Raw genomic sequence first — 24,947 nt, forward strand, 5'->3', positions numbered from 1 at the left:
ACGAGTGAAGAGCATAGGAGACGACGTTCAAATCCCGCTCAGAGAAATGGCCAAACGTATTCAAATTAACAGATGCATACATCCCAGCTGCCCGCATCCGCAGGTGGCTTGGTCGCAAAACCCGCTGCATGCTTTAACTAGTCCGTCAATCAAGGCTAGTCTATGGGGACCTCCGGAGCAGATCACTCTCAGCATGATCAAATCCGATATTTTTGACCGCCGAATGGCTAACCCGACTCCACTCACGATCCAGGAAATCCGCGAGGGCGCCTATTCTAAAGCAAATGAAGGTTTTTCAGATATCGAGCCCACCGGAAGCACACGGCCAAAATACGGAACTCTTGATCCGAGAGGCGGACGAAGAGAACCGTATGCGGCATTCCGTGCCTATCCTTTTCCATGTCAAAAGCCCGTCGGACAGATTATTGTAAAATGCGCGGACTTATCGGGCCTTCCCCAGCCTACAATGACGCAGCATTGTGACACGGGGATGGTGAGCAGCGCAATAGGGGGAGAAGGAACGTCGCTTCGTCTTGATTATCTTCTTTGTATGAAACGCAATATCATAGCGGTACGGACGGACTTTAAGGGATTATCCGTGCCGCTTTCGTTCCGGTTGTACCGCCATAAGGATCAAGGCCATCGCGTCTACATGAATGCGGAAGGAACCGAATTCAAGCCGCGACACGAACGTCAGGTCGTTTACCAGCCTAGAAACAGCGATCAACCCGCCGAGTATTACAACTACGAAGCGGAAGCGGAATGGAATGGGCCTATTGCTCCGCCCGAGAACGGGGGAGAAGGGAGATTTTTCTGGATCAAGCAGTGTCTGCCCGCCGAAAAAACATTTCCGGATGGGTTTGAATATGTGATGATGGGTCTGGTTAGCGGTAAAGGGACGGCATCGATTCACGAAGAGTTCGGTCATAGCTTGGGGACTCAACCTTATGCGGCAGCCGGAGCGGAGCGCCATGAGAAGGATTACATGTATATCCGTGAGGCCCAGGGGGCAGCGGTTACCGCAACGCTTACGGCTCAGGCTGCCGGGAATGCAACACTCTATGTCGCCGTAGTTACCTCCAATGATGCCGCTGATATTTTGGCGGAAGCAAAGCGGCAGTTGTTAGCTGCGGAAGAAGACGGATTTGAAGCATTGTGTGCAGAGAATGCCGACTGGTACGGCGGATTATACGACAAAAGGGAAAACGGAAGAGTTTTTTATCCCGGAGAAGCTCATTACGAGGAAGAAATAACGAATCTGTTTTACAGCTGGTTTTGCAAGCATTCCGGAGGAGTACGTACCGACTCGAGACGCTTTGAAGCAAGCGCTTCCTACGCAACGGTTGAGACCGACGCCCAGCTGTGGCACGGGTTACCCTGTTATAACGAGCCTTTCTATACATCAATGGTAGTTCGGGGACGCGAAGATGCACTGGATATGTGGGGACATCTCGTAGAGAACTGGCTGCCGGCTGCCCGGATGAATGCAAACGAAGTGTATGGGCTGCCGGGAATGCTCCTGGTACATGGATATTTGCCGCCGGTGAAGCCGGACCGGTACGTACACTCCAACTCGTCGATGGAATTGTGCTTGGAAACTGGGGCGCAGGTACTGAAGGTGTTATGGGACATTTGGGATTACGGGGTGGACGAAGCATTGTTAAGACGGACGCTTTATCCGGCTTTACGGGATTTGGCTGTCTTCTACGCTGCGTATATTGAACGACAGGAAGACGGATTATTTCATATCGTTCCGGCAGTGGAAGCGGAATGCTGGGGCGTTCAGCCGAATTTCGAATATAACAAGGATACGATCAGTGCTATATGCATGTTCCGCTGGACATTCCGGCGCGCTGCCGAATTAGCGGATTACCTTGGCATGGACCAGGACTTAAAACCCGGATGGCTGGAAGCAGCAGATAATCTCCCGCCTTATCCGATGGTTGAAACGGAAGAGGGGCCAATCTTTGCAGGAGTTAGCGGCATCAGGCCAAGATGGCAAAAGGGCTGCCATCCTTGGTACGTTGGCATCTATCCGACGACATTGGCGGACGAAATTCACCTGGACAGCTCCCGGCAAATGAAGGATATCATGCTGCGTACCGCGCGTCTTGTACCTGCATCCAGTAACAAGCCTGTGTTTGTCCTGCTGGGTGAATGCAAGGATACGTTCCCTTCCACGAACGGCCATACAAAGCCAATCGAGAGCTATAAGCAGCTGTGCCTGGCGATCAACGACGACCCGGAAAGGGTGATCAACAGCCGCAGCGGGCGCATTCACTTGTTCTCGGCGGTACCGGACTGGGCAGAAATCTCCTTTAGCCGATTCCAGGCAAGGGGCGGTTTTCTGGTATCGGCGTCGAAAAATGCGGATGGTGTAGGGCTGGTAACCATAGAAGCACGCCGTACACTGCCGTGTTATGTGATGAACCCATGGCCGGGTCACCCGGTGCACATTGTAGAGAACACTTCCGGTCACTTGATAGATCATACCATTGACCGTTCGAATAACGAATGTGTAGTTTTTGATGCAGAGGCTGGAAAAGCTTATCAATTGTCCATGGCTCTACGGTAAAGTACACCTATGTATTGCCGCGAGGTTTTCTGTGTCCAATGTAGTGGTATTGTGAAAGGAGCGTTATAAAGATAAACTAGACTATGTCGGTCAGACAATGCGTGATTTCGAATACGTCAGTAATCGACCGGTTCGCTTAGCGTCCGAGACCCGGAAGGAGATGAGTAAACGAATGAAACGATTACAAGAACGGTTAACTCCGCTGCTGAAGGAATGGGTGGTAAAAGGACCGCCCGGTTGTGCTTGTACAATTGTCAAAAATGGCGAATTAGTGTATCAGGAATACTTTGGTTATGCAGATTTAGAACAACAGATAAAGATTCAATCGGATACCCTATACCGTATTTATTCCATGACCAAAGTAGTTACTTGCGTAGCAGCGCTAATGCTGTATGAGAAGGGAATGTATCTTCTAAACGATCCGGTAGAGGAGTATTTGCCGGAATTTAAAAACCCTCAGGTCTTCCGATATAACGAATTTGGTGTAAGATCTGCATCTCCGGCATCAAGTCCTATTCGGATCAAGGATTTGTTCACCATGACTTCGGGGCTTACATACGGCGGTGACAGTACAGAAACCGAACGGTTAACTCGTATTCTTATGGAGGGTGCCGATAATACGAAGGACATTCGTACATTATCTAAAGCTCTAGCTGACATTCCTCTTGCGTTCGATCCCGGTACACACTGGAAGTATGGGACGAGTCATGATATTCTCGGTGCTTTGATAGAGGTGCTGTCCGGTGAAACCTTCGGAGAATTTTTGAAGAAGGAAATCTTCGAGCCTCTGGGGATGACCGACACTTCATTCCGCATTACAGAAGATAAACGTGACAGACTGTGCAAAATGTATGACCGTACAGCTGACGGCGAGTTGACTCCTAATAGCAAAAGGGACGATTCTTATCAGCCTGAAAGCAGATTTGAGAGCGGCGGCGGCGGTCTTCTGTCAACAATAGGTGATTACAGCAGATTTGCGCAGGCGCTTACAAGAGGCGGCGAGCTGGATGGAGTGAGGCTTCTTAGCCGGAAGACCGTTCAATTAATGGCAACCAATCATTTAGGGCCACAGCAACTGAAGGATTACAATTGGCCACAGCAGAAGAGCTATGGCTACGGTCTTGGGGTACGTGTCATGATGGATCCGGCGGATGGCGGTAACAATGGTTCGATTGGCGAGTTTGGCTGGGCAGGCTTAGCCGGATCCTGGGTGTTAATCGATCCGCAGGAACAGCTGTCTGTCGTGTATATGCAGCAGCTGCTGCCAAGTCTAGAGCCATACATTCATCCGCGTTTGCGGTCTGTCATCTATGGAGCAATAGATTAACTGTGGTCACAAGCAGGGCTATGAGTTCGTTGCATTAAAATCCAATCAAAGAAGCTTCTGAACCACGATTCATGTGGTACAAGAAGCTTCTTTTTTATTTCATCATGCGCAAAATCTATTGTAATCATAGAAATGATAATATTGATCAATAATTATTGAAGGCATACAATGAAGTTCATAAACAACCCCATTTCATCTAACTTAAAAAAAGGAGTGTCCATTCATGTCAAACTTAGTTGCAGGAATCCGAATACCGGACAGTACGCTGGCTAAATCAGCCGCAGAGCTGCTTCGGGAGCATGGAACCGATCTACTGTGGAATCATTCCCACCGTGTCTATTTATTCGGTGCGCTGATGGGAACAAGAAACAATGTTAAGTATGATTTAGAGCTTCTATATATCAGCGCTTTGTTCCACGACCTCGGGCTTACCAAGCACTACAGCAGTCCAGATAAACGGTTTGAGGTGGATGGAGCTAACGCGGCCCGTGATTTTTTACGAAGCCATGGAGTACCGGAAGAATCTGCCCGGCTCGTCTGGGATGCTATCGCCCTGCATACAACCATTGGCGTGGCTCAATATAAAGAGCCGGAAGTCGCTTTGATATACTCTGGCGTTGGCTATGACGTTATGGGTGAAAACTTTGATGTACTTACCGAAGAGGTGCGAAACCAGGTAACGTTGGCTTATCCGAGAGATGGATTTAAGAACAAAATCTTACCTGCTTTTCTTGAGGGGTTTGCTCACAAACCGGAAACGACCTTTGGCAATATAAAGGCAGATGTGTGCGCTCGGTTGCTCCCGGGCTTCAAACGCACCGATTTTTGCGATTGTGTACTTCATTCGCCGTGGCACGAATAAGTTATTTTGGCTATGTGCTTCTAAATTAATTGATTCTCTTAACAATCCCCCTGACACCGTGGCTGGGGATTGTTTTGTTTATTTAAAATTATTTATAATGATAGCTAATATGGCACAGATACGTAATTCGGGGGTGCGGGATGGAAATCAGACAATTGGAATATTTCATGGCAGTCTGCCAAGAGCTGCATTTTACGAGAGCATCCGAGAAGTTGGGAGTCACGCAGCCTACACTTAGCCACCAAATAAAAGCACTTGAGGACGAATTGGGTCTGCCTTTATTCGATCGGATCGGCAAGAAGACAGCCATTACTGAAGCGGGACTGATTTTGCTAAAACATTGTCATACCGTATTTCACAGCCTTGAAAGCGTACGGGAGGAGATTCAGGAACTGCAAGAGATGAAGCGGGGGCGACTTTCCGTCGGGGTTTTGCCCGGCGAATTAAATTCGCTTGTTTGCCGGCTGCTGCCGGATTTTCATGAGGCCTATCCGGAAATTCAGGTTAGAATCTTCAGTGCGGACAATGTTGCGGAACGTTTGCTTAATAACGAGATAGACATGGCGCTAACTATAACTCCTGTTCATGATGAACGTATCGTCTCCCAGCCGCTTTATAACGATAAGCTTTACTTCGCAGTCAATACCGGCCACCCCTTTGCAAAAGGACCCGAAGTAAGCTTAGAGGCTCTCAAGGATATCTCTCTTGTATTGTTTCCCAAAAACTATCAGTGCCGGCAGCAGATTGATGCTGTCTGCAGCCTAAGGGATATTCATTTACGGCCTGCTATCGAAACGGATTCCATTGAATCCATTATCAGCCTTCTAGAAGCAGGGACCGGGGGCTCTATCCTTTCTGAGACCCTAATTAAGCAGTGGAATAAACCTGGAATAAAAACGCTGAATATAGCGGAAACGCCCTTCACTCGACAAATCGGACTCATTTATCACAAAGAGAAATACAGGGGGCAAGCGGTTCTAACATTCACCGAGCTTCTCCAGAAACTAGTAAGTCAGCTTGGACTCCGAATTATCAAATGACGAGAGTGGGTGAATGTCATAAGCGAATTTGAACAAATATTCTGGTGACCGTACTGGTGACAGACTTCCCCTTACAGTATAGGAAATTTAAACTATACATATTTTTTACTGCTCACTAACTAGGGGAATCGAGTTAGTTCAATTAGAGTGGAGAGTATATTATGAAATTTACTGAAATGGCCAGATAGAAGAATTCGTGAAAATACTTTTATTGTCGAGTTCAATCAGACTATCGTAGCGTATTTTTCGGTATGCTTCGTTGAACAAAGTGCTCACACTAGTGTTGATTGTGAACAGTGGATAAAGATTGGCGTTGGCGCGGGGTCGGTACTATAATATTCAAATTCATATTTAGGCACCTGGAAGAGCTAGCCCGACAAAACTCAAAGCCAGGGCCATGTATTATGAGAAAATACTGGCAAGCATTTTGCAGGCTTTAATATCTGACCGCTTGAGTGTGCAAATGCAAAAAGGGTGTACCGTCATCGATACACCCCTTTTTGACTCTATCGGAACTGAGATGAAGCAGGGTTAATCCCAATACTTCACGGAAGCGGATCCGCTGAAGCTTTCGTACACATAAAATTCAGCCTTCTTGTTATCGCCGTCAACATAGCTGCTGATTCCCCGATAAATCAATGTGTCCCCAGGGTACAATAAGTACTCATAACCGGTAACGACTTCGTCCGCATTGCTGCCCGGATCGTATTCCCGCAGCTGGTACCAGGCGCCGCCGCTCGGACCGCTTACAACTTGGAACTTAAAGTCGCCACCGCCGGAGTGAACGTAGTTGGTCGGGTTTTGCGAGGAAACAGTCGAGCGCTGACCGAGGTAATCCCACTCCCCCGCTCCCATCGGGGTGACGGCATCACCGTTGGCGCGAATAATCGTGACGTTGGCGGCGGCTCCAGCCGTTTTACCCACTGCTCTGGATTCACCAGCGGATCCGTCTGCGAACGCCGTGGATATGGGAACCGCTACCGCAAGCGTCAGGACGGCCAGCACCATGCGCAACGATTTGGCCCTCGATTTGTTCCGATTGTTCACATTCATCATCCTCCCAATCGTTTCTTTTTACATGAAGCCAGACACGTGGTAGTTACAATTTATTACACAGTTTCAGTTACTTCGAATCATCTGAGACCATCATAGATATAGCATAGTAAGGGATGAAGCCCAGAGAAACAGTAATTGCAAATGACATAAGTGCTTCGATAAGCTTTGTGATTATCTGGAAGTAACTTTATTGCACAGGATAAATGGAAGGGTTTTCACAATTACATATCGAATTTACACTCTGATGGGCGATATTTTTTTAACCCTGAAATGTAGAAGGAGGATCGTGCGAATGAAAATCGGTTTGAGCACGTATAGCTTGCTTCCCGCCATTAAAGCGGGAGAAATGTCCATACTTGACGTGATCCAGTGGATTGCAGATAACGGCGGGGAGCATATGGAAATCGTTCCTTACGGGTTTACACTGGTGGACAATCCTGAGCTGGCGGACTCCGTCCGTGAGAAAGCGAAATCGGTGGGAATCGAACTGTCCAACTATTCAATGCCGGCTAATTTTGTTCAAGCCACGGATGAAGCTTTTGAGGCGGAAGTGGCGCGAGTCAAGCAGCATGTCGATCTGGTAGCCCGTTTAGGTATGAAGCACATGCGTCATGATGTGACGGCCTTTACGATTAGTCCGGAACAGATGACGATCGGCTGGTTCGAGAATAGCCTTCCGCAAATCGTGCAGGGAAGCAGGCTTATCGCCGATTATGCGGCTCGATACGGGATTACAACTACCATTGAAAATCACGGCTTCAGCGTCCAAGCGAGCGATCGTGTACAGCGTGTGCTGCTGGCTGTAGGCCGGCCCAACTTCAAGACGACGCTAGATGTCGGCAATTTCATGTGTGTGGATGAATCGTCCATTATTGGGGTTAAGAAAAACTTGCCTTATGCCTCCTTAGTTCATTTTAAAGATTTCTATTTTCGCCCATACGACCAGCCTCCGGGAGGCGGTAATTGGTTCAGAACGGCTCATGGCAATTATTTGAGGGGAGCCATTATCGGGCACGGGGATATCGACATTCGCAGAATCGTTAAATTAATCAAAGAGTCTGGCTACAACGGGTATGTCACCATAGAGTTTGAAGGCATGGAAGAGTGCAGGCTCGGCTCAAAAATTGGCATGGACAATTTGCGCCGACTGTGGGAAGAAGCAAAGTAAGAGTGACGGACCTTTGAGCTGCATAACAAAATCGACAGATAAAGCGGTTGCCAGCATGTATCGGCAGCTGCGTTACGCTAACAGGCGGCTTTCCACGTTCCATTTGCTACAGTTGATGGAGCAGGAAATTGCGGAGATAATAACTGAATAAAGGCACAATAGCAGCCGGCCATAATGAACTGCCCCCTAATTGTTAGACGCCACCTAACAATTGGGGGGCCGTTTTTTTGACCAAAAATTCGCAGAAGCCGTCTCTGCCTATTTATAAGGAATGGCATCTAATAACGATCGCAAAAGAAGGAGAGACTCGCTCCCATTACTCGGTAAGGTAAGTCATACACTGCGGACCGGAAGTGGATACAGCTTACGTTGTTTTGTGAAAAAAAAGCAGGAATGATGCGAAATTTCCCTATGAAAAAAAGTCCAATTGCGGCAAGAATGCTATTTTCATAGACTGTGAGTACTAACTCGAGCAAACAAGATCGAGCACAAGAGAAGAGAGGAGGTGTACAATTAAGCAATGAACAGCGAAATTGGGCATCATTTACCGTCGGATATTAGGACTCCTGCGGCCAAACAGCGATCTCGGATTTGGGCTATCATGAAGCGCGATAAATTTCTGTATCTTCTAGCGATGCCGGGCATCCTGTTCATCATCTTGTTCAAGTATGTGCCGATGTGGGGGATTATTATTGCTTTTCAGAATTACTCTCCGTACAGGGGATGGTGACGACAGTCTGGTCGGCCCGGCTTGTACGGTCTGGCAGCAGCTCGCGATCGGGTTATCGGCCGATTGGGTCGAGTCGCTGGAGAAGCCGGGCGAGTCCGATGCATTCGAAGCCTGCGTTACGGCTCAGGCTACGTCGAGGACATCTGACGGCCGTGTTAACTTGGGCGGCTGGTCGCCGGGCTTCGGCCTTATGCTGGACGAGAAGCAATTAAGGAATTGCAGCAGCGATTATGGTAAACTGGAGTCTACTTAACTTCTAATCTAAATTCCGGCCTGATACAACTAATTTTCAAACGGCTGAAGATTCAGATGGAGTCATGGAATTCTCGAATGTGCTGAGAGAGTTGGATGAGGAAATGAATCAAGCTGTGCATGTTGAAAGAGGTAAATACTCTTTTGGCGGAGATTAAGATAATAATGCGAGAAGAAAAGTAGAGGCTGCTGTTGTTAGCGGCCTCTTTACTTATGTAAATGCAGTTATCGTGGTGTACTTCCGGCATCCGATAAGAATTTTACAGGCCTATAGGGCCGGTTTCGCAAGGAAGTATTAACCAGGCAAGATAGTTAAAGACGAAATCACACTGCGTCAAAATAATCCGATTGTTATGTAAGATGCGCTCTTATATAGTTTTTAATAGATTGAGTGCTTATTCATATAACAAGGAGATGAAGTTAAATGGCCCAATTCAACATGCAGTCTTTTGCACAGCCGGAAGCTGCTTACCGGATTCATCCGTTTTGGTTTTGGAATGGGGAAATGGAAGACGACCAAATTCGTTATCAGATTGATGAAATGGCGGACAAAGGCTTGGGGGGATTCTTCATCTGCGCGAGACAGGGGCTGGAGATCCCTTATTTATCCGATGCTTGGTTTCAAAAAGTCCGTGTAGCGGTCGAAGCCGCCGAGCGCCGGAATTTGCACGTATGGCTCTACGACGAGTACCCGTATCCAAGCGGTATCGCTGGCGGAGAGGTAACGCTTGAGCATCCGGAGGCAAAGCACTACACGTTGGAGCATCGAGCCGAGCGGGTACAGGGAGGTGAGCGCCTGTCCATCGAGCTGCCTTGGGCGCGTATTGTGTATGCGAAGGCCATTCCTGTCAATTCGGAGGGTGATAAGCTGTGGAGTGAGGCGGTAGATGTCCGTTCGTCTATCGGTAACTACCAGGCGGAGCCGATTTTTCAGAAAGCGGGCTTGACTGCCTATAACCAGAAGCGGTTCTTTACTTACCGCACTGTTCAGAAGATCGAATGGACGGCGCCGGCTGGCGAATGGGAAGTGTTGATCATGCAGGAAAAGGAAATTGAAGACTTTAAATATTACGGGACGTTCGTCGACCCGTGCAACTATGAAGCGATGGCAACCTTTATACGGTTGACCCATGATAAATATGCACAGCATTTGGGCGACTATTTCGGCGGTACGATCAAAGGGATGTTCACCGATGAGATCGGGCTGTTAGGCCGTATGCCATGGTCGCCGAAGCTGCCGCAGTTTTTCCTGGACAAAAATGGATATGACCTGCGTGATCATCTGCATGCGCTGCTGTATGAGGAAACCGAACAGTCTGCCCGTATTCGTTATGACTACTACCAGGCGATTCATGAGCTCTTGCTCGGCGCTTATCATAAGCAGGTACATGATTGGTGCGAGCAGTACGGGCTGCAATACGTGACTGAGGTGCCGTCGGTCCGGCATACGACGCAGCGGTACAGCCATGTGCCGGGTGGAGATACCGCTCATGAGAAGCTGGGCCGTTCGCTGGAATGGATCTTGAATAACCATGCAGAAAGCTTCCGCAGCGGCGCCAAAATGGTCAGCTCCATCGCCCGCCAGTTCGGCCGGGAGCGGAATTTGATTGAATGCTTCCATAGTGTCGGCTGGTCGATGACGCTGCAGGATGCGAAATGGATGATCGACCGGATGGCAGCGCAAGGGACGAACTTTTTTAACTTCCATGCCTTTTTCTATACGCTCGATGCGTTGATGAAGCATGATGCGCCTCCGTCGCAATTTTTGCAAAATCCGTATTGGAAACACTTCAGACAGCTCGGCGACTATGTCGGCCGGATCAGCTACGTGATGAGCTGCGGACAAGCCGATATCCGGGTAGCGGTGCTTCAACCGACGACTTCGTTATGGGCGCATTTGGGCAATCCATTCCACCATTTCGATTACGGCGGTATTCAAGCCGATGAGAAGCATAGGCTCGGCGATTTAAAAGCATGGTGGACACGCATCTGCAACGAGCTGACGTACAGCGGCAGAGACTACGACCATCTGGATGCGGAGCTTCTGGCGGAAGCCACTGTGGAGAACGGCCTTATTACGCTTGGCCATGCAAGCTATTCGGTCCTTATCGCGCCTCCGATGACCAATCTGGAGAGCGGCGCCTGGGCGAAACTGGAAGCTTTCCTTGCGCAGGGCGGGACAGTGATCAGCATGGGACAACTGCCGTACCAGGCCATTGAATCGAACGGATGGGACACAGCGGCAGTGACGAGCGCTTTCGGCTTACCGGAGCCCGGTGCTGAGAGGTTCTGGAACGGCGGCAGCGAACAACCGCTGGCGTGGTCCAAAGGCGCAGCGAGCGCATATCATTTGCCGTTCGAGGCCTCGGCAGACGAAGCGGCTGTGCTGGGCAGCATGTCGGCGCTTCTGGAGGAGCTGCAGCCGCTGACGGTGAAGCTGGAGCCGACTCATGGCAGTCATGGCAGACGAAGCATCTTGATGCAGACGCGCCGGATCGACGCAGACAGCGTGCTAGTCTTCATAAGCAACCAAGAGGAAGAGACTCGCAGCTGGTCCTTACAGGTTTCGGCTGCACTGTGGGGTGCAGAAGGAGCGGCTTCGGCCATGTTCACAGAGCTGTCGTTGGACCGCGGCGATGAGACGCGGATAGAAGCGGAACATCATGGTGACCGCTGGAGCCTGCCCGTACTATTGGGCTCCTACGAATCCAAACTGTTTAGTATCACACGCGATGGAAAACCAACAGTGATTGTTGAGAGTAAGCCTTGGAATTTAACAGTCGATGCTTCGGAGACGACATTGTGGAAGATGCACACCGACGAGGATAATGCAGTCCGGCTGGATGCTTTCCGGATTGCCATTCAAGGTGTTAGCGATTCGGGTTCGGAAGCTGGCGGTATAGGTGAGCCGGTCCAGGTTAAGACGTTCATTGATCAATGTGCGGATCTAGCTGCTTCGACGAAGCTGCCGGTGCAAATGAGCCAGTTATTCGGAACGCCCATGCGCATTCGTTTAGCTTATCCAATCCAAGCCCGCTACACAACGACTATCGTTGTAGAACAGTCCTTAGATAAAGTGCATCTGGTGATGGATCAAGGAGCATTGTCCGGTGATGGCGCCATTGTCATTAACGGCCATCGTCTGCTGAAATCAGAGCTCGTACGGAGCCGTTTGTACGATTACATGAACGTGGGCTGCGATATTACCCCTTACATTCAAACAGGCGTGAATGAAATCGCGGTAGAGGTAACCATCGAGCACGACTGGAACGGCCTTATCGATGCCCTGTACATCACAGGGGACTTCCAAACCGGCTTTGACGCGGAACAGCGTCCGGTCTTAAAGCGCCAAGTAGTTCAAGAGCAGCCGTTGTCCGCAAGTCCGTTCCCAGGCTACCCGTACTTTGCCGGAACGATGTCATTCAGCCGCGAGCTTCAGCTTGACGCACTGCCTGCGGAGGACAGCTTCGAGCTTACGTTCGAAGGCTTGGATAGCGAATTCCATGACGTTGCCGAGGTGCTGGTGAACGGCATTTCTCTTGGTGCACGTACTTGGATGCCTTACCGCTTCCGCGGTCAAACATCGATGCTTGCCGGAGGTACGAACCGTATCGAAGTTCGTGTGACCAATACGTTGATCGGTTTGCTGGAGGGCAAATATTTCGATTATGCGAAACATGAGTTGAAGCCGGTCCATACCGCACAACGTTCACTTAAGTCATAGAATAGGCAAATAAGGAGGTAAGCTGTCGATGCAAAATCATCCGGACAACGTACGAAGCAAACCGAATATCATTTTTTTTATGACGGATCAGCAGCGCTGGGATTGTATAGGCAAATACAATCAGCATATTCATACGCCTAACATTGATAAGCTGACGACCCAGGGCATCACATACAGCCAGGCGGTATGTCAAGCGCCGATGTGCGTTCCAAGCCGTACCTCGATGATGTTCGGCTATTATCCTTCGCAGCTCGGCGTACGAACCAATCATGGCGGATTATACGATGAGGACAAGCTGCCAAGCGATCCGCTTCCTGAATTGATGCGCAAAGCGGGGTATCAGACCGCAGGCTTCGGAAAGACGCATTGGAATCACGGTGTGAAAAATCCGGTGCCGCCGACCCGCGGTTTCGAGGTTCGTGCCGTCGGTCTTTCCCGTGACAGCGGGCATTATGAGGATGGAGCCGTTATGATGGGAGATGTCGAGCCGGAGGGGCTCGCAGCTTACTACGAAGAGACGAAGCATTACGGTGGCGGTGAAGAGAATTCCAACGGCTATATCGGCTGTACGAGCCAAGTGCCGATGCATTGGCACCGAGACGGGTGGGTCGCGGAGCAATGCCTGAAGTTCCTGGATGAAGGGTTAGACGACGCGCGCCCGCTGTTCCTGTATCTGTCCTTCTTAAAGCCGCACGCCGGCTTCAATGTACTGAAGCAATTTGAGGATTTGTACGATATCAACGATATCCCGGATATCCCTCAACCGCCATGGGAGCTTGAGCATGGCACGCATCTGGAGGCGACGGACGCTGTAAACGAAAGCAGCCGGAACAATTATTGGCAGAAGCGGCATGTCTGGGAAGCGATGACACCGGAAGAACGCAAGCGGACTACGCTTCGTTACTGGGCGAATTGCTCTTGGCTCGACGATTACATAGGCCAGGCGCTGGAGAGGCTGGAGCGGCAAGGGCGGCTGGACAATGCTCTGATCGTCTTCGTCTCCGACCACGGCGAGATGCTGGGCGAACGACAGTACCGGTTCAGCAAGTACTGTTTGTACGAGAGCAGTGTGAGGGTGCCGATGATCTTGGCCGGCAGCTATTTGCCGCAAGCGGCGCACGGGTCGGTGGACGACCGTCCGGCTGAGCTGGTGGATCTCGTGCCGACTCTGACGAGGGTAGCAGGACTCCCGCGCAATCCGCAGCTGCCCGGTCTCGATTTGCTGGGTGAGAAGCAGCGACTCGGGACGTTCTGCGAATTTCACGGAAAAGGTTCAGGGCCGCATCATTCGGCTCCCGCTTTAATGTGGAGGAAGCAGGACTGGAAGCTGATATTGTATATGCCGGGAACATTAGGAGAGGCGATTGAACGAATCGGCGAGTTCCAAGGGGAGCTGTATAATCTGGCAGCGGACCCTAACGAATGGCACAATGTGTATCCCGATGAGAGCTACTCGGCGATCCGCGAACGAATGACCGGCGAGCTTCTAATGCATCTGGCCTGCGTCTGGTCTCGCGGCCCAGTTTTTTATGACAGACACGGTCTAGCAGCGATGGAATAAGCAGGATGGCGTGCTGACAAGATAAGTGATGAAGGGTCCAAGCTGTATAAGCTTGGGCTCTTCTTTTTTTCGAAATCGGCGCTGTGACGCTGTTTCACGCCTTTGTACAAGATTGTCTCAATCGGCAAGATAGTCTCAGCTCCCTTTTCTGTCTGCGACAAATTTGCCTTGGTCCCGGGCAATATTGTTCGATTGTCAATGGCGCGATTTTAATTTAAGTTGTTATTCATCCGGTTCCGGTTGTTTAAGAAAAATTTCTAGAAAGGGGAATGGAGAGGATGGCATTAGTACAACCAAAACAGGTGGCTCCCGGCGAATCCGTGAAAATCCGAACTAAACCTAAAAGAGGTATTGGAAGGGATCTAGTACGCGACAAATATTTATACCTGCTGGCTTTGCCGGGAATATTGTTTTTTCTCATTTTCAAATTTGTCCCTATGTGGGGCGTCGTCATTTCATTTCAAAATTTTTCCCCGTTTGCCGGCATTACCGGCAGTGAGTGGGTGGGCTTCGAGCACTTTGAACGGTTCTTCTCCAATCCGGACTTTATGCTGCTGTTCCGTAATACGATGGCGATCAATATGCTGAGCCTCGTACTCTTTTTTCCGCTGCCTATTGTTCTGTCATTGCTTCTGAATGAGCTGCGCAGCGTCGTGTACCAGAGGGTCATTCAATCCATCGTTTATATGCCCCACTTTTTGTCCTGGGTTATCATTTCCGGCTTGACCTTTCTACTGTTCGCTAAGGGCGAAGGCTTGGTCAATAAAATGCTGGAATTCTTGGGCTTTGCCCGAATTGACTTTTTAACGAATCCGGATACGTTCTGGATCATGCTTACGGTCCAATCCATCTGGAAGGAATGCGGTTGGGGAACGATTCTGTTCCTGGCTGCAATGGCCAGCATCGATCCGGGTGTATATGAAGCTGCCAAGATCGACGGAGCAGGGCGGCTTCGCCAAATGTGGAGCATTACCCTCCCGGCCATTCGCAACGTGATCGTGACACTGCTTATTTTGCGTCTTGGCCATATGCTCGATGTCGGTTTTGAACAAGTATTCCTGATGTACAATGGCGCCGTATCCCAAGTAGCCGAAGTATTCGATACTTACGTGTACCGGGTCGGCATTCAACAAGGGGAGTTCAGCTATAGCACCGCTGCCGGCTTGTTCAAATCGGTCGTAGGCTTGGCGCTGGTCGTGCTGGCGAATTGGATATCCAAAAAAATGGGCGAAGAAGGCGTGTATTAAAGCTTACGAAGATGGCATTGCTGCGTAATGCCCAAAGCAGATGTTACGAAGACGGCATTGCTGCGCAATGCCCAAAGCAGATGCTTACGAAGATGGCATTGCTGCGCAATGCCCAAAGCAGACGCTTACGAAGATGGCATTGCTGCGCAATGCCCTGAGGAGGGAATCATATGAAGCTGGGACTGGGAAACCAGATGTTTAACGTATTTAACATCACATTGCTAGGGTTGGTCGGCGTAGTAACCTTTTTCCCTTTGTACTACGTGTTTGTCGTTTCGTTTACGGATCCTACGGAATATTTAAAGGAAAGCTTCGTACTGTTTCCGAAAATGTGGTCGCTCGAATCGTACAAATTTCTGATGGCGACGGGGGCTTTTCCGAGATCCATCGGTGTGAGCGCTTACGTGACGCTTGTGGGTACGGCGCTTAGCTTGATCGTTACCGCCTCATTGGCGTATGCCTTATCCCGCAAAAGACTCCGCGGCAGACAAATTGCCCTGCTTGCGATTCTGATCACGATTTTGTTCAATCCGGGCATGATTCCAAACTACATGCTTATACGCGAGCTGAAGCTGATCGACAGCTTATGGTCGCTGATCTTACCGGCGCTTGCCAGCGGCTGGAACGTTATCTTGATGAAGGGCTTTTTTGACAGCATTCCTGCCGAGCTGGAGGAATCCGCTTCGATGGACGGGTGCAATGATTTGTCTACGTTTTTCCGGATTATATTGCCGCTGTCGCTTCCTTCGCTGGCCGCTTTCGGATTGTTTTACGCGGTTGCGTACTGGAACCAATTTTTTAACGCCCTGATTTACATTAACGATGCAAGCAAATGGCCGCTTCAGGTTATGCTGCAGAACATTTTGCTGAATGCGAATAACGCGGATCTTCGGATGGATATATCTTCTGTTCCGCCTCCTTCTGAAACGTTAAAAATGGCTGCGGTTATAGTAGCAACAGTTCCCATTTTGCTGGTTTATCCTTTCTTGCAAAAGCATTTTGCCAAAGGTGCCATGGTAGGCTCGGTCAAGGGATGATTCTTCGTTGAGAGAGGATTTCAGATCACGATGTCGAATCGTGTAAAAAATTGTTTTAGGAAGGTGAGCATCTTGACTGGAATCCTCAAAGCTTCGCTCGACTATATTCAGAATTATAAATATAACAAGCGCTTTTTTCGAAAGAGTCTTGCATTGATTTTGATTATGGCAAGCATTCCCGGGTTTATTATCGGTCTCAGCATTTACTGGGTCGCGACGAACAATGTGGAGGCGGAGCTGCAGAGGCTTCACCAGAATCAGATCAAAAACCGCTCCGCCAATATCGACGACCAGCTGGCTTTTTTGGAGATGACGGTATCTCATTGGGCGTTTGATTCCAAATTCGACGATAAGCTGAAGACGATCAATTTTTCCTATAACTACGATACGGTGCAGGATATGTACCGGACCCTTCTGTCATTGGAAAGCGCGCATCCTTTTTTGCAAAAGGTGGAGCTTTTCCTGGACAAACCGCGTCCGCTCGTCTTTTCGACGGAGCGTTATCGATTTCTAAGCGATTTGACCGATATTGGAAGCTATGAAGCGATTCTCAAGCATGATAAGTCCATGTTTTGGTCCCATCCCAATCCCGAAGAGACGGGCAGTCAAGGACTTTCGATTATCAATAAAATTCCTGGCGACAGTAGTGAGCCCTTCGGTGCTCTCATCGCCACGCTCAATCAGGAGAGCCTGCTGAAGGTGCTGAAGACCCTGACTCCTTATGATGAGGGTGTAACCATGCTGTTCAATGATAAGGATGGGTGGAATCTCTCAAGCAGCGGCGCGACGGGCTCCGAATTGGACGAGATGCTCAAGCAAGCTTACGCGAAGCACCAAGAAGAGCTAGGAGAGGCATCGGTGAACGATGCGAAGCCGGAATCGTTTTTATTTGATTATAAGAAGGTAACGTATTCGGTTTCGTACGGGCATTTTAACCGATTGGGCCAGACGTGGGTATATATTTCGGCAGCGCCTTTGTCATCCATTACCGCTCCGGTTGTATCCATATCTAAGTGGATCTTGATCATTAGTTTCACGGGGCTGCTCTTCGCTCTGCTGCTGTCGTGGTTCGTGTCCCGCCGGATCTATCACCCGGTACAGCGTCTTCTGACGCTGCTGTCCGGAGAGAAGAACGAAGAGGTGAGGGACGAATTTGCCTTGATCGAGAAGCATTGGCAGAATATGTCCCAGCAAACCGAGACGATGCGGCACAAGCTGGAGGAGCAGATGCCGCTCCTGCGTGAAGGATTTTTCCTGCAGCTGGCACAGGGGTACCTGATTTCACTGCAAGAGAACGATATGAAAGAGCGGATGAAGCGTTATGGCTGGGAAACGGAGAATCGTCAGTTTGTGGCGCTCATGGTTCAATTAACCGGTTTTGCGAACCTCAATGGAAGGTTCTCTCAAGGAGATGAAAGCCTCGTTACTTTTGCCGCATCCAACATTGTTGATGAGTTGATCAAGAACCATTACGAGCAAGCGGAAATCATGAATTTCCACAACTTTACGATCGGAGTGCTGCTGTCCTTTCCGTCATCGCATCCGCTTACATGGCTGGAAGAGGATTTGGAGCAGGTTTGCGAAGAGGTTATTCTAGCCGTCAACCGGATTTTGAAAATGCAGGTTACGATATCGGTAAGCAAATGGATTCACCATGTGAAGCAGATTCCACATTTGTTCGAGGACGTGAGGCAAGCATTGGCGTATCGAGACCTGTTGGATGAGAATCAGATCCTTAAGACAGAGCAGCTGTCCAAATTGAATGCGCTTAAGGAAAGCAGCTATCCGTTCACGTTGGATAAAGAAATCATTAATGCCATCCGCAACGGTCAGGAATCGGAGGCGGTCGAGTTGATCGGCCAGTTCATGGAGGAATTAGCCGCGAACGGCTCCACTGAATTCATGCTTCAGCAAGGGATGCTTCAGCTCTTAGGCAGTATCCGGTATGCTTCACTGCAGTCAGGAATGAATCCGGTGCAGCTGTTCGGCAGTGTGAACTTATTCGAGCAGCTTGCGCAGATTAAAGAGCCGGAGCAAATGCTTAAGTGGTTCCAGCACAAAGTGGTCGCCGTCTTCGTCCAAGAAATGATCAGCCGTCAGGATTACCACTTCAAGCAGATTATTGAGCAGGTCATTATCTATTTGCGCGAGCAGTATATGACTGCGTTATCGCTAGAGTCGTGCGCCGATTTATTCGGCACCAGTCCTTACACATTAAGCAGGGCGTTCAAGCAGATTACAGGGATTAACTTCATCGATTATTTGACGAACATCCGGATTAATAACGCGAAGACGCTTCTCATCGATACGGATATGAAAATCAACGAAGTGGCCGATGCGGTAGGCTACCAGCACAGTTATTTTAACCGGCTCTTCAAAAAGTACGAGGGTATTACACCGAGTCAATTCCGTGAGCTAAACCGCGCGGAATAAGGGTTTCAGCCATGCGCATCGATGTCTTAGGCTGCAATATAGTCCAAAAACAGCCAAAACGGGTTACAAAAAAATACGATTGTCGATCAAGGCGGAGTGTACTAATGTCTACCTTGTGCTCAGTCAGAGCGTTCGATACCAGGTTCGATACAAAGAATGTTCATAACCTAACAAGGGGAGGATCACGAATGAAAGTAAGAAAAAGCAAAAAAGCGGTCATGGGCTCTATGGTACTTATGCTGGCGCTCTCTAGCGTCGTTGCTGCATGCAGCAGCAAAATCAATGGAGGCAGCAGTGCGGCAGGCGGAAACGAAGGACCTCTTGAAGTAAGTATCATGACGATTTTGCTCACGCCTTCTCCGGCTGCAGATGATAACAAGATCAAGCAGGCCATTGAGAAAGCAACGAATTCCAAAATGAAAATTCAATGGGTGTCCGGTAACAACTATACGGATAAGCTGAACGTGACACTGGCATCCGGAGATATTCCGGATTTGATCACAATCAACGATCCGTTTACCTCCGTTTTTCGTAATGCGGTAACCCAAGGCGCTTTCTGGGAATTGACTCCTTACATTAAAGATTATCCGAACCTGAACTCCAAGATTTCCAAGACGGCTTGGGATCTGACCAAAATGCAGGACGGCAAGAACTATGGCATTCCGCGTCCGCGCCCGGCTGAAGCCGATTCCTTCTTCATTATTCGCAAGGACTGGCTGGACAACGTGGGTATGAAGGTTCCAACTACAACCGACGAACTGTATGAAGTCATGAAAGCCTTTGCGGAGAAAGATCCGGATAAAAACGGCAAGAACGACACCATTCCGTTAGCCGCCTATATGTCGCCGCCAGCCGATATGGGTACTCTAGCCATGATTGAGAACAGCTTTACCGGTGCAAATGTGAAGAACGATAAATGGAAGCTGGTCGACGGGAAGATCGTCAACACGGCGCTGCTGCCGGAAACGCGCAAGTCCATTGAATATTTGGCAAAAATGTACAAAGATAAGCTGCTTCCGGAGGACTTCGCATCCTTGAAGCTGTCGCAGGCGTCCGATCTGTTCAACGGTGGTAAAGCCGGTATCCTTATGGACAAAGCGGGTACGATGAACGACCATTACGAGCAGATGAAAAAGATCGATCCGAACATGAAGCCGACGGACTTCTACCCACTGACCAATATGAATGGATATAACCCTAAGGGGCCTGGCTTCTCGGGAATGATCTCCATTCCAAAATCCGTACCAGAAGCCAAAATGAAACGGATCCTGAAAATGGTAGATACTTGGATGAACGATGATGTATTCGCTATCCAGCAATACGGGATCGAAGGTGTGGATCACACCGTCAAGGACGGGCAAAAAATTATCAACACGGAGCAGCTGGCCAAAGATAACGGCCCTGATTTTAACCAAATTGTTTATGTAGCGGATCCTTATGCGAGCTCCACTAAGGTATACTTCCCGAAAGAAGCGAACGACCTATACATGAAAATTCAAGACGAGCGTGCTAAAACAAGTGTAGCCGATATCAGTATCGGACTGTACTCGCCGACTGTACAAAAGCTGCTGCCTGAGTTTGAGAAAAAAGTACAAGATTTGAAAACCAAAATCATCCTGGGCCGCGAGCCGATCACCGCATGGGACGATTTTGTTGCCAAAGCGAAGACAGACGCAGATTTGGCGAAAATGAGCCAGGAAATGACGGATGCGTATCAAAAACGCAGCGGAGGCACAGCCAAATAATCGGTAGGTGCCGCTCATCGCTTTCCGGCACAAATACGTTAGTGAATGGACGCTTCCGATCCATTCTCTCAAGTCATATAGAGCATAAAAGCCGCGTAAATGAACGTGGCTTTTTTGTTTTTATAGGGGGCATTTCGGTTCTATCCGAAGACACGGCAATACGTTAGACCGTCGACTCAAAATGGACTGTTTAAAATAAAAGATATTGGAGGGTGGCAATGAAGCTTTACAGATTTATAATTTTATTGATCGAAGGTTCAGTAAGAAAATTCGTTCTATTTTCTAATACTAATAAAATCTCAAAAAGGGGAAATAAGAATGGAAAATCGAAATGGAAACCGTTATGAGCAAAGCTTAGATGGTCTTGTTCCATTAATTATATTGTTATTTTTATCCATCGTATCGCCTTTTATTTACTTCCTAATTAACTTTATTCTTGGAAATACAGTGACTTCTTATTTTTAATTAACGTTGGGTATGAACGTGCCTATGATTTGTGTAAAAGAGAACCGAACCAATGTGTATCTGGAGCGGAAGCAGAGGGAACTCTGCTTTTTTTTTATGGAATTTTTGTTACTATTTTTGGAGTATCATAGGGATTTTATCGCATGACTCTACACGCTTCGCAAGAGAGCAAGTCGTTGTTCTTGCTGCTGGTTGAACGCTCCAGTACCTCAAACGACAAAATATGCCTTATAATAGACAGGCATACGTAAGCGCTCGCAATTGCTGCACGCGAGGGAGAGGGGAAGAAAGCGGCATGTTTTATTCCTTAAAAAACAGGCTTATCGCCTTTTTTGTCATCCTGTTGGTCATATCCTTCGGAACCATGTTCTATTTGTTGTTTCAGGAATCCCGTTCCATTATCCGTTCTTATATCGAGTCTTCCGCATTGGAAAAAATGGACGAATACGGCTCCTTCGTGCAGATGGCACTATCGCAAATGTACGATCTATCGTCGGTCGTGTTCAACAGCGATACGACGAAGAAATGGGATAATGCTTTGTCCGATCCCCTTCTGCCGGAAGGGGAGAAAATGCTGGCGAATCTGAATATGAGCCAGTTTTTGACGCAGACAACGAACAATTACTCGATCGCTTCGTCGGTAACGATCTATCGCAAGGATGGCTCCCGAATCGGGGACGGCAACGAAGTGTCGGTAGACCACGCCTTCCAAGACGAGGAATGGTACCAAAGCTTCGCGGAACGCGGCAACCATTGGGATTCGGCGCACGCCGACCCCATCGAGACCAGACGTGCTAGACCCTATCAGGTCGTCAGTCTGATGCTGCCTATTGGTACGTTCGAGCCCAGCTTATCCAAAAGTGTCATGAAGGTCAATGTAAGCTCGGATTTTTTTCTTGAGCCGCTGAACCGGATCCATCTGGGAGAGAACGGCACCATCTTTTTGCTGGATCAGGATGACCGGCCGATACTGGCCCAAACGGAGGAATTCGATAGATACCCTGATTTGGCCCGGAATATGACATTAGCTCGATCCGCGGCTGAGCCGAAAGGCGTCATGTATTTGGAGAACGAGCGCGGGACAACCGATATTTTGGTCTATAAGAAGCTGCAGCTCAATAACTGGATTCTCGTCGGACTCGTGCCGGAGCAGGATTTATTCGTCAAGCTGATCAAGCTTCGCGACTTCAGTATGCTGGTCGCCACGCTGCTCTTGATCTTGGCTATTGTGGGGGCAACATGGATCTCCTACGGGATCACGAAACCGCTGTCACGCTTGGCCTCGGCCATGCGTCACGTGCAGAAGGGGGATTTCGCCGCTGCAGAAAGCCGCATACCGAAGGAGCGCAACGTTATAGGCAGCGAGGTCGAGTTCGTTACCTCCACGTTTCGAACGATGGTTCGCCAGCTCCGGCAGCATATTAAAGTGGAATTTGAGCTCAAGCTGCTGCGTCAGCAGGCGGAGTACAAGGCTCTTCTAATGCAGATTAACCCACATTTTTTATTCAATACGCTGGAGCTGATGAGCAGTCTGGCGATACAGAGGCGCACCGAGGATACGGTGACGGTCATAACGGCTCTCGGCAGGATGCTGCGTTTCTCGCTCCGAATCAGCGACGATCTGGTTCCGCTCGCGGAGGAGCTTAAATATTTACGCCATTACGAGGCGATTCTTCGCATCCGATTCGGCGAACGGCTGCATTTGACCATAGAGGAGCAAGGGGATACCGGGCAGAGAGAGATCGTTAAGTTTATTTTGCAGCCATTGGTGGAAAATGCTGTGAAGTACAGCCTGCAGGGCTCACAAGCGGCACAGGTGAAGATCCAGGTGGCTAACGAAACAGGCAGAGTCCGGCTGAGCGTGGCCGATAATGGTCCAGGTATGGCCGAGGAGCAGCTGGAGCGGCTTCAGGCCGAGACGGCGGCAATTCCGATCGATCAGATTTTGCAAAGCAAATCGCAGCAGATCGGGCTGCGCAACGTTTTGGCGAGATGTCAGCTGTACTATGGGTCCAGCTTTACGTTTGCGATTCGGTCGGCAGCAGGCGAGGGTACGGTAATCGAGCTTTATTTGCCTACGACAGAGGGAGGGAAACTGGAATGAAGCGTGTATTGATTGTTGATGATGAACCGGAAATCCGCATCGGTCTTCGGCTGAAGGTCGATTGGGAGAGCTTGGACTTGATCGTGATCGGTGAAGCGTCCAATGGGGAGGAGGCTTTGGATCGGCTGGCTGCGGAGCCGGTCGATATTGTCATAACCGACATGAATATGCCGGGGATGAACGGCGTATCGCTGCTCGATGCTTGTCATGCGGAATACCCGAGTCTCCGGCTGCTCGTTATTACCGGGTATGAGGATTTTCAATACGCAAAGGCGGCCATACGCAATCAGGTCAATGATTATTTGCTGAAGCCGGTCGCCCAGGACGAGCTGACGGAAGCGCTTCGCAAGCTATCGCAGCAAATTGACGATGAACGCCGGATGCACGACCAGCAGGCCAAAGACCAGTGGAGGCTCTCGCAATATTACAAAGAAATGAAGGAGCATTTCCTGATGCATATGGTCAAAGGGGAGCTGGAGCTCGGTATGCATGAACGGGCCAAAGTGTTCGAGATGGAGTCATGGAACGGCCTTAATGTGCGCTTCATCACGGCAGGCTTGAGAGAGCGCAGCTTTACAGGACCGGCGCAGCGTACCCCCGATAAGTTGAGGCTGCCGTTCGAGCTCATCTGCAAGGAGTTCGCAGCGCAGCATCCTTCTACGCCTCAAGTATTCCGGGATCTGATGTATCCCGGTTTGATTCACTTTGTCGTACCTGTCACAGGCCAGGATACGGATATATCGTCGTTCGTATCCGAGCTGGGCGAGTGTGTGGAACGGATGCTTTTCATCGAGCCTGCCTTGGGCGTGGGGCAGCCGGTGTTCGGCTTTCGGCAGTGGAAGGAAGGCTACTTGTCCGCCTTGCTTGCCTGGAATTTATCCGAGCCCGGAGAAAGCAGGTCTCATACGGCGGTTCCAGAGAGTTCTGCCGCCAAGTCCGTGCTCACGGAGGATAAAGCCATGCGCATGCAGCGGTACTTGCAGCGCGGCGAAATGGAGCAGTTCGAGCAGACCGTCCATCAGGAGCTGAACGATGCGTTTTATATCTCGCAGGCGCGATTTGTGAAAATGATATTCCAGCTTTATTTGCTGCTGGAGTCCGAGGCGCATACGGCCGGCGTCGCCCAGGAGAGCGGCGGACAGCTGTGGCTTCGCCCCGATTTGGTGCTTGAGCTGAACAATGTAGAGAAGGCTCACCGGTTTTTGTGCGGGCTTGCCCAGACGATTCGCAAGACCGCCAAGGATGGGGCGGAGCAGACCGAGTCGTCCGTGATTCATGCGGCGCAGCAGTACATCCGGCAAAACTACATGTGCGATCTGAACTTGACCATGCTCGCAGAGAAGTTCAACTATAATGCGTCGTATTTTTCCGAGCTGTTTAAGGCCAAGGTCGGTAAAACGTTTATTCAATATTTGACGGAGGTCCGGATGACCGAGGCGGTGACGCTTCTGGAGCAAACGACACTGGGCCTCTGGGATATCGCGGAGCTGACCGGATTTTCCAACGCGAGCTATTTCAGCTCCAAGTTCAAGCGGATGTATGGGATCGCTCCGTCGGACTTCCGGCAGCGTCCACCCGAAAAATTTATAAGCAAACACCCAAAGAAATAAAATTCATAGCG

15 protein-coding genes and 1 pseudogene are annotated in these 24,947 nt (G+C 49.5%); 15 read left to right on the plus strand and 1 reads right to left on the minus strand.

All coding sequences use genetic code 11. The features are described 5' to 3' along the window. The first annotated feature begins 4 nt into the window (after nucleotides 1-4). From DVH26_RS10970 to DVH26_RS10985, 4 genes are all read left to right on the plus strand, one after another. Nucleotides 5-2,575 carry a glycosyl hydrolase family 95 catalytic domain-containing protein gene (locus tag DVH26_RS10970; protein ID WP_239633722.1) on the plus strand — a complete coding sequence of 857 codons (2,571 nt, stop codon included), beginning with the start codon at nucleotides 5-7 and terminating at the stop codon, nucleotides 2,573-2,575. A gap of 172 nt (nucleotides 2,576-2,747) precedes the next feature. After that, nucleotides 2,748-3,902: a serine hydrolase domain-containing protein gene (locus tag DVH26_RS10975; RefSeq protein ID WP_239633723.1), complete on the plus strand. Its 1,155-nt coding sequence runs from the start codon at nucleotides 2,748-2,750 to the stop codon at nucleotides 3,900-3,902. 223 nt (nucleotides 3,903-4,125) lie between these two features. Beyond that, nucleotides 4,126-4,764 (plus strand): HD domain-containing protein, encoded by a 639-nt coding sequence (locus DVH26_RS10980; protein ID WP_239633724.1) that lies wholly within the window; start codon nucleotides 4,126-4,128, stop codon nucleotides 4,762-4,764. Between the two features lie 140 nt (nucleotides 4,765-4,904). Then, nucleotides 4,905-5,804 (plus strand): LysR family transcriptional regulator, encoded by a 900-nt coding sequence (locus tag DVH26_RS10985; RefSeq protein ID WP_239633725.1) that lies wholly within the window; start codon nucleotides 4,905-4,907, stop codon nucleotides 5,802-5,804. Between the two features lie 531 nt (nucleotides 5,805-6,335). On the opposite strand, the gene DVH26_RS10990 is transcribed toward DVH26_RS10985, so the two are convergent. Further along, complete coding sequence (locus DVH26_RS10990) at nucleotides 6,336-6,851, minus strand: hypothetical protein (protein WP_239633726.1); 516 nt, start codon at nucleotides 6,849-6,851, stop codon at nucleotides 6,336-6,338. A gap of 301 nt (nucleotides 6,852-7,152) precedes the next feature. Between DVH26_RS10990 and DVH26_RS10995 the strand changes: the two genes are divergently transcribed. The 11 genes and pseudogenes from DVH26_RS10995 (at nucleotide 7,153) to DVH26_RS11045 (ending at nucleotide 24,936) form a co-directional block, all read left to right on the plus strand. Continuing rightward, nucleotides 7,153-8,028, plus strand: coding sequence for a sugar phosphate isomerase/epimerase family protein (locus tag DVH26_RS10995; RefSeq protein WP_239633727.1), 876 nt, complete (start codon nucleotides 7,153-7,155; stop codon nucleotides 8,026-8,028). 520 nt (nucleotides 8,029-8,548) lie between these two features. Continuing rightward, nucleotides 8,549-8,752 (plus strand): annotated as a pseudogene (locus tag DVH26_RS11000) (sugar ABC transporter permease); the annotation flags it as partial. Beyond that, nucleotides 8,721-9,011 (plus strand): hypothetical protein, encoded by a 291-nt coding sequence (locus DVH26_RS11005; RefSeq protein ID WP_239633729.1) that lies wholly within the window; start codon nucleotides 8,721-8,723, stop codon nucleotides 9,009-9,011. The pseudogene DVH26_RS11000 and the gene DVH26_RS11005, both read left to right, overlap by 32 nt. Nucleotides 9,012-9,434: 423 nt before the next feature. Then, nucleotides 9,435-12,734 carry a glycosyl hydrolase gene (locus DVH26_RS11010; RefSeq protein ID WP_239633730.1) on the plus strand — a complete coding sequence of 1,100 codons (3,300 nt, stop codon included), beginning with the start codon at nucleotides 9,435-9,437 and terminating at the stop codon, nucleotides 12,732-12,734. A gap of 28 nt (nucleotides 12,735-12,762) precedes the next feature. Then, the gene (locus DVH26_RS11015) at nucleotides 12,763-14,295 is read left to right on the plus strand and encodes a sulfatase family protein (protein WP_239633731.1); all 1,533 of its coding nucleotides are present in this window, start codon (nucleotides 12,763-12,765) and stop codon (nucleotides 14,293-14,295) included. Between the two features lie 278 nt (nucleotides 14,296-14,573). Next, a complete protein-coding gene (locus tag DVH26_RS11020; protein ID WP_239633732.1) occupies nucleotides 14,574-15,542 on the plus strand; it encodes an ABC transporter permease in 969 nt (322 codons plus the stop codon). 170 nt (nucleotides 15,543-15,712) lie between these two features. Then, nucleotides 15,713-16,579: a carbohydrate ABC transporter permease gene (locus DVH26_RS11025; RefSeq protein WP_239633733.1), complete on the plus strand. Its 867-nt coding sequence runs from the start codon at nucleotides 15,713-15,715 to the stop codon at nucleotides 16,577-16,579. Between the two features lie 72 nt (nucleotides 16,580-16,651). Then, entirely contained in the window at nucleotides 16,652-19,012 is a 2,361-nt protein-coding gene (locus DVH26_RS11030; protein ID WP_239633734.1) for an AraC family transcriptional regulator, read from the plus strand. Nucleotides 19,013-19,200: 188 nt separating this feature from the next. Next, on the plus strand, nucleotides 19,201-20,757 hold the full coding sequence (locus DVH26_RS11035) for an extracellular solute-binding protein (protein WP_239633735.1): 1,557 nt from the start codon (nucleotides 19,201-19,203) through the stop codon (nucleotides 20,755-20,757). 760 nt (nucleotides 20,758-21,517) lie between these two features. Next, on the plus strand, nucleotides 21,518-23,326 hold the full coding sequence (locus DVH26_RS11040; RefSeq protein ID WP_239633736.1) for a sensor histidine kinase: 1,809 nt from the start codon (nucleotides 21,518-21,520) through the stop codon (nucleotides 23,324-23,326). After that, nucleotides 23,323-24,936 (plus strand): response regulator transcription factor, encoded by a 1,614-nt coding sequence (locus DVH26_RS11045; protein ID WP_239633737.1) that lies wholly within the window; start codon nucleotides 23,323-23,325, stop codon nucleotides 24,934-24,936. The genes DVH26_RS11040 and DVH26_RS11045 overlap by 4 nt, the downstream gene beginning before the upstream one ends. The last annotated feature ends 11 nt before the right edge of the window (nucleotides 24,937-24,947 follow it).

Origin of the sequence: Paenibacillus sp. H1-7 (genome assembly GCF_022354825.1) — a bacterium.
Taxonomy (GTDB): domain Bacteria; phylum Bacillota; class Bacilli; order Paenibacillales; family NBRC-103111; genus Paenibacillus_S.

Excerpts from the sequence above, each read along its gene's own strand:
- DVH26_RS10975 (WP_239633723.1), top strand. The coding sequence starts at position 2,748 with ATGAAACGATTACAAGAACGGTTAACTCCGCTGCTGAAGGAATGGGTG.
- DVH26_RS10980 (WP_239633724.1), top strand. The coding sequence starts at position 4,126 with ATGTCAAACTTAGTTGCAGGAATCCGAATACCGGACAGTACGCTGGCT.
- DVH26_RS10985 (WP_239633725.1), top strand. The coding sequence starts at position 4,905 with ATGGAAATCAGACAATTGGAATATTTCATGGCAGTCTGCCAAGAGCTG.
- DVH26_RS10995 (WP_239633727.1), top strand. The coding sequence starts at position 7,153 with ATGAAAATCGGTTTGAGCACGTATAGCTTGCTTCCCGCCATTAAAGCG.
- DVH26_RS11010 (WP_239633730.1), top strand. The coding sequence starts at position 9,435 with ATGGCCCAATTCAACATGCAGTCTTTTGCACAGCCGGAAGCTGCTTAC.
- DVH26_RS11015 (WP_239633731.1), top strand. The coding sequence starts at position 12,763 with ATGCAAAATCATCCGGACAACGTACGAAGCAAACCGAATATCATTTTT.
- DVH26_RS11020 (WP_239633732.1), top strand. The coding sequence starts at position 14,574 with ATGGCATTAGTACAACCAAAACAGGTGGCTCCCGGCGAATCCGTGAAA.
- DVH26_RS11025 (WP_239633733.1), top strand. The coding sequence starts at position 15,713 with ATGAAGCTGGGACTGGGAAACCAGATGTTTAACGTATTTAACATCACA.
- DVH26_RS11035 (WP_239633735.1), top strand. The coding sequence starts at position 19,201 with ATGAAAGTAAGAAAAAGCAAAAAAGCGGTCATGGGCTCTATGGTACTT.
- DVH26_RS11040 (WP_239633736.1), top strand. The coding sequence starts at position 21,518 with ATGTTTTATTCCTTAAAAAACAGGCTTATCGCCTTTTTTGTCATCCTG.
- DVH26_RS11045 (WP_239633737.1), top strand. The coding sequence starts at position 23,323 with ATGAAGCGTGTATTGATTGTTGATGATGAACCGGAAATCCGCATCGGT.